Raw genomic sequence first — 12,001 nt, forward strand, 5'->3', positions numbered from 1 at the left:
CCTATGCTGCTTCGCTTGGCTTAATATCTGCTCGTAGTGGTCTAAACACCGTATTGATGGGTCGATTCTGCTTTGGAAATCTAGGTAGTAAACTATCAGATTTTATCCTAGGATTTGCCGAATTAGGTTGGTATGCATGGGGTACTGCAACAATCGCCATTTCATTGGTTAAAATTTTAGGTCTATCAGTAACTCTCACAATTCCACTGATGGTCGTATTTGGGATCATTTTTTCTATTACTGCCTTAATAGGATTTAAAGGACTTGAATATCTATCAAGAGTGGCTATCCCACTCATGTTTGTTGTGCTAATTGGTTCAATTGTAGTCGCAACAAATCATATAGGTGGATTAAGTCAACTATTCAATGTAAAACCAACTTCCAAAGAAACGATGACGTTTGCAACGGCTATCACCATTGTGTTTGGTACTTTTGCCAGTGGTGCTACTCAAATTACTAATTGGACTCGAATGGCAAAATCTGGGAAAGTAGCAGTTTGGGCTTGTCTCTTAAGCTTTCTAATTGGCAATGGTCTCATGGTTCTAGCAGGCGCCTGGATGGCGATTGTATATCAACAATCAGATATTTTTGAGGTATTGGTATTACAAGGCCTATCATTTGCAGCGGTAGCAATGCTTTGTCTAAATTTATTAACAATTCAAGGTCCCACCATTTATAACGTATCTGCAGCGGCCTGCCATTTGGTTCGCAGTGATCGTCGAAAAATGATGGTTATGATAGCTGCAGTTGTAGGCATAGTTTTAGCTGTAGCTGGTATGTACGAATTATTAATTCCTTTCCTTCTCTTATTAGGCTCAATTATTCCACCGATTGGTGGGGTAATTATGACTGACTATTGGGTGCGACATAAAGGTAAGTATCCACTCTTAAGTGAAGCACAAATACCAAACTTCAACTGGGCTGGATTATTTGCTTATGCGATTGGTGCGGTTGCTGCTTACGCTTCTCCATGGGTAGCACCAATTGTCGGCATCTTAGTTTCATGTGTGACTTATTTGGTTCTATTACGCTTTGCGCCTGCAAAATCTTCAGATACAGCTCAAGTGATTGCTCCCTCGATTTAAATTTTTAGCTATGAGCATAATGAGAAAATATTTTTAAAAAACTATTAGATATTGGAAAAAAAAATGAAAGTAATTAATGCACGATTAAGAAAAAAAGAAGGTCTATATACTGTCACTTGTGACAATGATGTGATTAAAAGTATTGAATTACAGACGGGTATTAGCGTTGATAGTGATACAGATACAATTGATGCCAAAGAAAATCTCTTAATGGCACCTTTCATTGACCCGCATATCCATTTAGATGCCGTCTTGACTGCTGGTGAACCCGAATGGAATATGACAGGGACTTTGTTTGAAGGTATTGAGCGATGGGCTCAACGTAAAGCTACTGTGACTCACGATGACATTAAACAACGTGCTAAAAAAACAGTTGATATGCTTGTGGCACATGGCATTCAACATGTCAGAACACACGTGGATATAACTGACCCTAATCTAGTCGGACTACATGCCATGCTTGAGGTAAAAGAAGAAATCAAAGAAGCAGTAAATCTCCAGATTGTCGCTTTTCCTCAAGAAGGCATTGAATCATTTAAGAATGGTAGAGAGTTGCTTGAGGAAGCATTAAGAATCGGAGCCGATGTCGTCGGTGGTATACCGCACTTTGAATATACTCGAGATAAAGGGGTCAGCTCCGTTTATTATTTAATGGATTTAGCCGAGAAATATAACGTTCTTGTGGATGTTCATTGTGATGAAACAGATGATCCTAATTCACGTTTTTTAGAAGTGTTAGCTGATGAAGCGTTAGTCAGAGGTATAGGTACCCGTGTTACAGCAAGTCATACCACAGCTATGGGATCTTACGATAATGCTTATTGTTTTAAATTATTCCGTCTTTTAAAACGCTCTAAAATTAATTTTATTTCGTGTCCTACAGAAAGCATCCATTTACAGGGCAGATATGATACTTATCCAAAACGTCGAGGTATAACAAGGGTTCCTGAAATTGATAGGGCAGGAATGAATATTTGTTTTGCTCAAGACTCTATTCGTGATCCTTGGTACCCCGTAGGTAATGGTAATATTTTAAGAATTTTAGATGCAGGTCTTCATATATGTCACATGTTAGGCTATGAAGATTTACAACGTTGTTTGGATTTTATTTCAGATAATTCAGCTAAAACAATGGCTTTAGATGAAGAATATGGCATTGAGGTCAACCGCCCTGCAAGTTTTATCTTATTTAATGTCAAAGATGATTATGAGGTTCTAACCAATCAAGCTAAACCAATTCTAAGTGTGAAAAATGGTAAGAAAATTATGGAAAGATTTGAAGAAAAAGTAGAGGCTAAAGTTTTTGGTTAGTGAAATGTTAGATCATATTTGGGGTCGTCTGAGAATTCGGACCATAATGTACGCTAAGGAATTTTATCGAGTATTATACCATTATAAATTAGCGTGATAATAGGGCTAATCTATGGAAAACAAGTGTTTTCCATAGTATTTTTTATTTTCTTAATCTTCTGCCTGTTTATTGGCTTTCTACTATCTACTAAAACCAATAAAATCAAATTGCGTAAATTTATGATTAAAAGGGTTAGATGTAATGTCATTTCTGTCAATTTTTAAGAATTTTTCTCATTTTCTGGGTAAAAAAAGGAGACTTTCCCCGAAAATGTGTAACTGCTTATAATCCCCCTAACAGCTTAAATATTTATAGTATACCCATCCTAGATAGCGGTCATCGTATTCACTGAAAGCTCTTACCCATAGCTGTCCATTTTTGTCTGTACGAAATTCTGAAATATAAATATAAGTGCCGTTGCTAAGGGCTCCTAGAACCTTTCCATAAGGCGCTGAACGATATTTTAAAGGTGTTCCAGTTGGATCTGCTACTTTGCATGTTTTTGCTGAGGCTATACTTGGTATGCTTGCAGCCAAATAAATAGTAATAATACCGAGTAAGGATTTTAAGTTTTTCATTATTCATCCTAAATCTTTAATTAAATTTCTGATTAATTTGATACAACAAACATATAGCTAATATAATAAATCTTAGCTTATAAATCATGGATATCAAAATGAAAAAATTTTTAATCTGTAGTTTGAGTGTTTTATTTGCATGTAATGCCTTTGCTGACTCGTATTGGAATCATAATGGTTCAATCATGCGTTTAAGTAGCAATGGCAACCATAGAACATTCTCATATGAAATTCCATCAAATAAAATGCTTAAAACAGGCGTTTCAAAAGGTACAGTTCTATTTGATGGTCATCGCATTGGCAATAAATATGCTGGTACAGCTAAGGTTTTTTCAAAATATTGTGTAAGCCCACTGAATTATAAAGTAAATGGTTATGTGGTTAATGAAAGAAAAGTTATTTTATCGGGAACTCGAGAGATTTATGCGGAAAATTGTATAGCTACTGGACGTTATACCACGGACACTTTAGAATTTAATTATGTAAGTTCAAATTAGTATCTAAAGAAATCTTAATCACGGTGGCCTTAACCCTTTAATAGATAATCAATTTTTAATAGTCTCTGTTTTAGCATTTAGATTGTCATTACCTTTGGTTATAGAGTCGGTTTCCTACCCCTACGTTTTATTTTTGGTTGTTCCAAATCTGAGGGCTCAAAAAGCGGTTGGTTGTCCTTATCTTTGGACGCTTGCTGCTCATTGCGCCATTTTTTCGCATTGACGATAGTATCGTTTGATACATTGAGCGTTTCTTTGATCTCTTTGTAAGTATGGTGGCTATCAATCAACCGTAAAATACGTTCGTATTGCTTGGTGTTTGCCTGCTTGCCTTTATACTTAGTACGGTGCGTTTTAGGATCAGCTAACACCTTATCAATACCCTGACGTTGTCGGTATCGACGTTTATCATAATCATTTCTAGCAATGGTCGCTAGAATCTGAATCATCATATCGCTCATACCTTTCATGACAGCCCGAGTGATATCATCATGGGTGGCAATATTGGTTTTCAGGGGCTCATGCGATAATGGCAATGACATAATTACCAACTTAACACCCTTAGACTTGATACGTCCGTCTAGTATTTCCCACTCACTTGGCTTTAATCGTGTTAAACGATCAATATCTTCTACCAGTAAAATATCACCATTGCCTTGACTATCAGTATCACAATCCGCTAATAGTTGGTTAAGCTGTGGCCGGTTAAGTTTTGTGCCGCTTTCATTCTCACGATAGAAAACATCAATCTTTTGTCCAAACTGTTTGACAAAATCTTTCAGCGACTCTTCGGCTCGATTAGCATCTTGTTTATTGGTACTGGCTCTTAAATAAGCTCGGATTGTCATAACTATTAATCTGTTTTGGTTTAATTCAATCGGTGTAATCCGTTTAGAGTAAAATATAGCACTATAACAGATTAAATAACAGTTATTTTGAATGGAATTTTATAAACCGATTGAGATATACCTATAACAGATGGCTATTTTCCATAGGTTGCTATGGTGTTGAGTAAAAGTTATTACCGTCGATTAAATACTAAACAAATGTACTTACCGCCCTATATGATCCGAATTCTGTGCTGACCCCAAGGTATAAAATAGCTAAAAGGTAAAAAAGCCAATCAATCAGTGACTTTTTATTTTAAATGAGGGTATTTAGAAATCTATATCAGATAAATTGAAAATTCGAAAGAGACTATAAAAGACAAACTAAGATTTTGTTCTAAAGTTAATGACTTTAAGGTAAAGTTTATAATGTGTACATTTTTTTATTAAGAGTCAACATATAACCTTGTCATTATCTATGAAATTTTCTTACAAAAAAAGGGGGCGCATTATACAAACGTGTTTCATCTTTTTCCAGTTAATTTATCAATTAATTGTCGTTTTATTGTAATTTAATAGAATGTTGTAATTACTCAATACACAGTCTACTTATGATAATTTATTATTCTCGCCACAGCAAAAAAAATTATGATTGTTTGTTTTTTGTAAATAAAAGAATTGATTAGCATATCGTGGTGATATAAAATATCTAATATGTACGATAGTACACAGTAAATTTTATTAATCTGACGATAAAAAAACATAAACGTTTGACATTAGAGAAAGGAGGCGTTATGGGTTTATGTGTACCTTATATTGACTATGACGTTATTTCTCAAGTCAATCACTCTACTCTTAGAAAGGGAGCTTATGTTAGTTTTATGTCAACTAATAATTCATCATATATTCCAATTCGTTTAGATAAAGAACGTATGGATAAAGCGTTATCTACTAACTCTATAAAAATGCCTAGAGGCTTAACACGTGAAGAAAAGCGTGCCTTTCTATTAAATAGAGCAAAGCAATTACAGAAAACATAATTGTACTTTATTTTATTTTTTATACTGCTTAGCAACGTGATATATAATAGGCTTATCTTGATTAGGATAGGCCTTTATTGTGTTTGATGTATATTACGGTGATAAATTTATAACAGAATTCCAAAATTTTCCAAAAGATTTACAAGATGCAATATTAGATTTCACAGCTTTAGTGGAAGAACATGGGCTTGGATCCCATACTAAGGACCAGGGTATATATAAAGGTAAAATAAGCCCTTCTTGGCGAAATTTAGATCAAACTGATCCAGATTATATTTATACGCGTGCTAATAGCCTTTGGCATTATCATATCGGCATACCTGCTTACACTCCAAGTAAGTATGGTGACTACTATACATCCGATATGGTACTCCACTTTGTTTGGAAAAAAGATGAAACAAAAATTTTGATAGTCGACTGTACTGATCACTATAATTCCCATGGAAAATTTTGGTTACCACGATCAGCATATCTACTTCAAACACAACTATGAAGTATAATAATTTTCATATAGGTCTTTTCATTACTTAATCAAACCTTTTATTACAAATAAAATCACCAATCAAGCCGCAGCTAGCTCATCAGCCAACTGCTCAGCCTGTTCAAGCACCGTTTCGGTCGCGAGTAATGCCATATCCGGTGGATAGCCATATTTTTTAAGCAGTCGCTTCACAATGACTCTAAGCTTGGCTCTCGCTGATTCTTTAATCGTCCAATCTAGGGTCACATTCTTACGAATCGATTCGGTAAGTACGATTGCCAGCTCTCGCAAGATATCTTTTTGCATCAGTTCACGGGCACTTTCGTTCTCAGCTACTGCTGAATAGAAAGCATACTCGTATTCGGTAAGGTTTAATTCTTCCGCCAGTCTATCAGACTCTTGGATAGTTTTCGCTAATTTGATGAGCTCATCAATCACTTCAGCAGCTGTGAGTACTTTGTTTTGATAACCCTTGATTGCTGATGTTAGCATATCCATCAGCTTTTTGCCTTGGGTGACACTGCGTTGTTCACGCACCTTGATTTCATCGCTGAGTAGTTTTTTGAGTGTCTCAAGGGCAATGTTCTTATGCTGATAGTCTTTCATCTCCTGCATAAATTCATCAGACAAGATTGAGATATCGGGTTTTTGAATCCCTGCGGCATCAAAGATATCGACGACTTGTTCGGTGACTAGGGCTTGGTCAATGGTTTGCTTCACTTTGACCTCAAGTTCCGCATTACTAAGTCCCGAAACCTTGCCTGTGCCATCGCTAAACTTGGCAAGACGAGCTTTTAACGCTTGAAAGAAAGCCACCACTGGCGCTGCTTCCATAGCGTGAGGATGTGGCACCGCTAACGCAAATGCCTGTGACATGGCGGTGACGGCGGTTAAGAAACGGGTCTTCCCTTCGCCTTGATCGACCCCAAGAACATGTTCTTCGGCTTCAAGAATGATATTGAGTTTACGTGAGGTATCTGCGGTAAAGTATTCGCGGTAGTCAAAGCCATGCATAATGCCATCAAGCACTTCGAGCTTTTCTTGTAAGATGGCAACGGCTTCATCCTGTACTAATGCAGGTTCGCCTTTACCTCCCGCTTCAGAGTAAAAGGACAAGGCTTCTTTTAAGTCCGAGGCAATACCCAGATAGTCCACCACTAAACCACCCACCTTATCTTTATAGACACGGTTGACACGCGCAATCGCTTGCATCAGGTTATGACCTTTCATAGGCTTATCAATGTAGAGGGTATGCATACTTGGCGCATCAAAACCTGTCAGCCACATATCACGCACAATAACGAGCTTGAGCTTGTCATCATTGTCCTTCATACGATTGGCTAGGATTTGACGTTGTTGCTTGGTGGTATGATGTTTAGCAATGGCTTCACCATCTGAGGCAGATGAGGTCATCACCACCTTAATCACGCCATCATTTAAGTCATCGCTATGCCATTCGGGTCTAAGCTTTATGATCTCATTGTACAGATCGACTGCAATTCTTCTCGACATACTGACAATCATGCCTTTACCTTGATTGGCATTAGCGATCAGACGCTGTTCAAAGTGTTCAACGATGTCTTTGGCAATGGCTTTGATACGTTCTTTACTACCGATTAAGCCTTCAACCCGTGCCCACTTAGCACGTTCTTTTTGGGTTTGGTTTAAGTCATCTTCGGTAAATTCATCATCAAATTCTTCAATCAGTTGTTTGCCTTCGTCACTGATGGCAATCTTGGCAAGTCGGCTTTCGTAGAAAATACGAACGGTGGCACCATCTTCCACCGCTTGAGAGATGTCATAGATATCGACATAGTTACCAAATACCGCCGGAGTATTGACATCGGTCTTTTCAATCGGGGTGCCAGTAAAACCAAGATAAGTGGCATTGGGTAACGCATCCCTTAGGTATTTGGCAAAACCATACACGGTGCGCTTACCAACCACTTCACCGTCATCATTTTTAACATCGACTTCTTTTGCATTAAAGCCATACTGTGAACGGTGGGCTTCATCGGCAATGACGACGATATTACTTCGGTCTGATAGTTGCTCATAGACACTGCCGCCATCATCCGGTTGGAACTTCTGAATGGTGGTAAAGATGACGCCACCTGAACCCACTTTAAGTAATTCTTTAAGTTCTTCACGGCTTTCTGCTTGCTTGGGTGTTTGTCTGAGTAGTTGACTGGAGGCCGCAAAGGTGCCAAACAGTTGGTCATCAAGGTCATTACGGTCGGTGATAATCACAATCGTGGGATTGTCTAAGGCCAAGACGATTTTTCCGGTATAGAACACCATCGACAGGGACTTACCTGACCCTTGGGTATGCCACACGACACCGGCTTTTTTATCACCCATTGCTTGTTGTTGTACCAATTCGTGCTTGTTTCTGCCCTGCTGTTGTATGGCAACTTCTGCAGATTTGGCATCTGAGCTGACGGCAGAGGCGCGAATGGTCGAGAGGACTGCGGCATTTACCGCATAGTATTGATGGTAAGCGGCCATTTTTTTAATGGTTTTAACGGTGATTAGACCACTGGCGTCTTCTTGTTTACTCGATTCAAAGACGATGAAATGCCGAATCATGTCCAATAGCGTGACCGGATTTAGCAAGCCTTGAATGATGACTTCGAGCTGTGCTTGGGTGCTTTTGGCTTTGGTTTGACCATTGGTGGTCTTCCACGCCATATAACGGCTAAAATCGGCTGATATAGTGCCTGCTTTGGCTTCTAGACCATCGGAGATGATGTTAAAAGCATTGTAGGTAAATAGGCTAGGAATCTGACTTTGATACGTTTGGATTTGTCGATAAGCGCCTTCTACGGTGGCGTTTTCATCCGTGGCATTCTTGAGCTCAATAACCACTAACGGTAAGCCGTTGACATACAGAATCAGGTCAGGTCGTCTGGTCCAACGGTCTTCTTTGATGGTAACTTGGTTAATGACCAAAAATTCATTGTTGGTGGGTTCATTAAAGTCAATCAGCCAAGCATATTCACCCTGAGTATGACCGTCCTTGCTGACTTCAATATTAATGCCTTCGGTGAGTAAGCGGTGAAAGGCTTGGTTATTGGTCAGCAGATCGGGCGAGTGCAAGTTGGTGATTTGCTTGAGTGCCTCAACACATTTGTCTTCACTGAGATGCGGGTTCAGACGCTGTAGGGCTTGCAATACGTTGGATTCTAAGATGACCTGCTTATAGCTACGTAGTGGATTAGCGCCTTTGGATTCAATATCAGGACCATAGACGTAGGTATAGCCTAATCCTTCTAATCGCTCTATTGCCATCAGCTCTATGTCTGATTCGGTCATCTTAGTCACGGTGTGTTGTCCTCTATATCCCTATTAAGGCGGTGTCTAATTGCTAGTATTGGACTCTGACTTCACCACTCATGAGCTTAGAAAGTAAGGTGTCTCGTAGTTGTTCAAGTGTTTGGATTTGCTTTCGATTGGTTTTGATTTTTCCAAATAAGTCTTTAGCTTGGAATTCAAATTCATTAATAATGTTTAAGTCTGAAGGAAACGGTACTACTATTTCCTTAATATCAGATTGTCTGATCAGTGGCTGCGTACTTCCCACATTATAGTCTTGATAATTAACAGCTTTCAGATGGAAGTACGTGAAGTAAAAGTATTCAATATCTCTAAAGACTAATGTATTATCCGACAACCAAACAGGTTGGCCCTCCACTATTGAAACCTTTCCTAGAGTTCCTACCCTACCTGTATAAATTAGGTGTTCTTCAAAAAGAATTTGATCTGTACGACCTATTTGCCCATTTGCACCTAAAACAGGTATTGAACCTAAATCATTAAACTGTTCACGTTTCAAACCTTTACCACTAGAAATTGTGAAAAGGTTACCCAAACATACCTCTTTCCAACCCTCTCTAGCTCCCTCAATAAACCATTGACGAAACAGTGTTTCAGCCATGGCTTCCAAAGTCTTGTTCTGACGATGTAGTAAGTCGATCTTGTCATCTAACGATGATAGAACTGAGGCTATGGCTTTTTGTTCAGGGAGAGGTGGATAAGATATAGGGATATCTTTGAGAATCTGTGTATTGATTGAAGGCATCGTTGCACCAACAGCAATGTTCAGAATGTACTCTCTAAATTTGTCTTGTCTAAAAAAGTAACTTAAGAATAGTGAATCAACTTCAAGTGAAGAAACCCTAACTCTCAACATACGAGATGAAAATAGCCAACCCTGATTCTCAGGTTTGACATAAGCACTCAAATCAACTGAACCGACTCGAGTAAAGACAATGTCACCAGCATCGAGAGAGTATTTCAAAAGTCTTTGTCTATCAGCCTCAGTAACTGATGGGTAGTCAATATTTTGAATTCTAAAAGCATTAATATGCTCAACAGTAATTACAGGTGTACCGCCTGTAATGTACTGCTCATTCTTTAATTGACTGCCAAAAGGTCCTGTCTGTACTTCAGCTATGCTACCAAGCAGACAGCCTTTCCATTCACTCATACAACCACCTTTGCCAAGTTCTCAGCAATGGCTTGGTTTAGCTTTGCTTCCTCTGCAAGCTGTGACTCAAACTCAGCTTTTAAGCTTATAAAGCGTTCCTTAAAGTCGAACTCATCTTCATCATCAGCTAAACCAACATAACGACCTGGAGTCAGCACATAGTCAAGCTCAGCCACTTTCTCAAGTGGAACAGATGCACAGAAGCCTGCAACGTCTTCATACTCACCACCTTTGTTACGCCAGTTGTGGTAAGTGTCAGTAATCAGCTTAATGTCTTCATCAGACAATACTTTGGTTCTGCGGTTAATCAAATGACCTAGATTACGAGCATCAATGAATAAAATTTCATTACTGCGATCTTGATACTGCGTTGAACCCACACGGTCACGACGCATAAACCATAAAGCAGCCGGAATCTGGGTATTCAAAAACAGCTTGGCAGGAAGATTGACAATACAGTCGATGACATTGGCCTCAGCGACCAAAGCTTTACGAATATCCCCTTCCCCACTGGTCTTAGACGTTAACGCCCCTTTTGCAAGCACGACACCGGCCTGACCTTTGGGGCTCATGTGGTACAGAAAATGCTGCATCCAAGCAAAGTTAGCATTACCTGTAGGCGGTGTACCGAGTTGCCAACGTGCATCACCCACTAGCTGCTCACCACTCCAGTCTGAGACGTTAAACGGCGGGTTAGCAATGATAAAATCAGCTTTTAAGTCTTTGTGAGCATCATTGAGAAATGAACCCTCAGAGTTCCACTTCACATGCTCTGAGTTGATACCACGAATAGCAAGGTTCATTTTGGCCAATCGCCACGTGGTTTGGTTGCTCTCTTGACCATAGATTGAGATATCATCGACCAAGCCTTGATGCGACTCTAAGAATTTTTCAGACTGGACAAACATACCACCTGAACCGCAACATGGGTCAAATACCCGCCCTTTGTATGGCTCAAGCATATTGACCAATAAGCTTACAATCGATTTAGGCGTATAGAACTGACCGCCTTGCTTACCTTCAGCCAAAGCGAACTCACCTAAGAAGTACTCGAATACATGGCCTAAAACGTCAGCAGAGCGTGATTTGGCATCACCTAGGGCAATATTGCCAATCAGGTCAATCAACTCACCAAGACTGGTAGGGTCGAGATTCTGACGCGCATAGACTTTTGGCAAAACACCTTTTAATTGCGGGTTGTCATTTTCGATGGCTTCCATCGCCTCATCAACCAATTTACCAATGTTAGGCTGCTTCGCTTGGTTTAACAGATAAGACCAACGCGCATTTTCAGGCACAAAGAATACGTTGTATGCGGTATACTCATCGCGGTCTTCTGGGTCAGCCCCTGCAAACTCCCCTTCCCCTTCAACCAATAAGTTGTAGTGAGCTTCGAATGAATCAGAAATGTATTTGAGGAAGATCAAACCAAGGACAACATGCTTGTATTCTGCAGCATCAATGTTTTTGCGAAGTTTGTCCGCTGCTTTCCACAGTACAACCTCTAACGGTTCTTGTTTATCTACTTTTTTTGCAGCGCGAGCCATGGGATTTCCCTTTAATGAATCACTTAATTTTGTTTTGATAAATACAATGAAATTAGGTTGTGTTGAACATTTAATATACAAAAGGACATAATGAGGAAATTTTGAT

Annotated in this window: 10 protein-coding genes; 5 read left to right on the forward strand and 5 right to left on the reverse strand. The window is 39.2% G+C overall.

Annotated features, from left to right (window positions below):
• Window positions 1–1,085: cytosine permease (codB, locus tag RTR63_RS10130; protein WP_312524057.1), on the forward strand; the 1,085-nt coding region annotated here is incomplete at its 5' end.
• Between the two features lie 63 nt (window positions 1,086–1,148).
• Window positions 1,149–2,396, forward strand: coding sequence for a cytosine deaminase (gene codA / locus RTR63_RS10135; RefSeq protein ID WP_101965226.1), 1,248 nt, complete (start codon window positions 1,149–1,151; stop codon window positions 2,394–2,396).
• Between the two features lie 333 nt (window positions 2,397–2,729).
• On the opposite strand, the gene RTR63_RS10140 is transcribed toward codA, so the two are convergent.
• Entirely contained in the window at window positions 2,730–3,014 is a 285-nt protein-coding gene (locus tag RTR63_RS10140) for a hypothetical protein (RefSeq protein ID WP_312524058.1), read from the reverse strand.
• Between the two features lie 98 nt (window positions 3,015–3,112).
• On the opposite strand from RTR63_RS10140, the gene RTR63_RS10145 reads away from it, so the two are divergent.
• Complete coding sequence (locus tag RTR63_RS10145) at window positions 3,113–3,511, forward strand: hypothetical protein (protein WP_312524059.1); 399 nt, start codon at window positions 3,113–3,115, stop codon at window positions 3,509–3,511.
• 98 nt (window positions 3,512–3,609) lie between these two features.
• Here the strand turns inward: RTR63_RS10145 and RTR63_RS10150 are convergent, their stop codons facing one another.
• Complete coding sequence (locus tag RTR63_RS10150; RefSeq protein ID WP_312524060.1) at window positions 3,610–4,359, reverse strand: recombinase family protein; 750 nt, start codon at window positions 4,357–4,359, stop codon at window positions 3,610–3,612.
• Between the two features lie 773 nt (window positions 4,360–5,132).
• Here RTR63_RS10150 and RTR63_RS10155 point away from each other — a divergent pair.
• Window positions 5,133–5,378 (forward strand): hypothetical protein, encoded by a 246-nt coding sequence (locus RTR63_RS10155; RefSeq protein WP_312524061.1) that lies wholly within the window; start codon window positions 5,133–5,135, stop codon window positions 5,376–5,378.
• A 79-nt stretch (window positions 5,379–5,457) separates the two neighbouring features.
• Window positions 5,458–5,871: a hypothetical protein gene (locus RTR63_RS10160; protein WP_312524062.1), complete on the forward strand. Its 414-nt coding sequence runs from the start codon at window positions 5,458–5,460 to the stop codon at window positions 5,869–5,871.
• A 69-nt stretch (window positions 5,872–5,940) separates the two neighbouring features.
• Here the strand turns inward: RTR63_RS10160 and RTR63_RS10165 are convergent, their stop codons facing one another.
• The 3 genes from RTR63_RS10165 to RTR63_RS10175 are packed head-to-tail and all read right to left on the reverse strand — an operon-like array spanning window position 5,941 to window position 11,895.
• Complete coding sequence (locus RTR63_RS10165) at window positions 5,941–9,174, reverse strand: type I restriction endonuclease subunit R (RefSeq protein WP_409418212.1); 3,234 nt, start codon at window positions 9,172–9,174, stop codon at window positions 5,941–5,943.
• Between the two features lie 52 nt (window positions 9,175–9,226).
• Complete coding sequence (locus RTR63_RS10170) at window positions 9,227–10,348, reverse strand: restriction endonuclease subunit S (protein WP_312524064.1); 1,122 nt, start codon at window positions 10,346–10,348, stop codon at window positions 9,227–9,229.
• Entirely contained in the window at window positions 10,345–11,895 is a 1,551-nt protein-coding gene (locus RTR63_RS10175; protein ID WP_312524065.1) for a type I restriction-modification system subunit M, read from the reverse strand. Before RTR63_RS10175 ends, RTR63_RS10170 begins: the two co-directional genes overlap by 4 nt.
• Window positions 11,896–12,001: the final 106 nt, after the last annotated feature.

The sequence above is a fragment of the Moraxella sp. CTOTU47724 genome (assembly GCF_032014955.1).
Taxonomy (GTDB): Bacteria; Pseudomonadota; Gammaproteobacteria; order Pseudomonadales; family Moraxellaceae; genus Faucicola; species Faucicola tetraodonis.